The 255-nt window shown below is 36.1% G+C and carries 1 protein-coding gene; it reads left to right on the top strand.

Annotation, left to right across the window (positions count from 1 at the left end; all coding sequences use genetic code 11):
* Positions 1–255 (top strand): hypothetical protein (locus G6554_RS26475; protein WP_207627761.1); only part of this gene is annotated, 255 nt, incomplete at both ends.

Genomic DNA, 255 nt, shown 5'->3' with positions numbered 1-255 from the left:
AACCTACCACAATACAAAAGTAGAAATTTCAGAAGACGGTATTACATGGACGACTTTATTTGATAGTTCAATTACTGGTGAGTACAAAGAAACAGCAAATGGGTTGGTTGTTCAGGTAAATAATTCATTCGTTAATAGTTTTTATTCCAGACTCTCAACAGCTGAATCAAGCATAACCCAACAAGCTGGGCAGATATCATCTAAAGTTTCTCAATCCACCTATGACGTGGACATCCCAAACATAAAGAATCGTTT

Source organism: Bacillus sp. MM2020_4, from assembly GCF_011250555.1.
Classification (GTDB): domain Bacteria; phylum Bacillota; class Bacilli; order Bacillales; family Cytobacillaceae; genus Neobacillus.
Note: the sequence above shows the minus strand (reverse complement) of the source record. Positions and strands in the feature narration are given on the sequence as shown.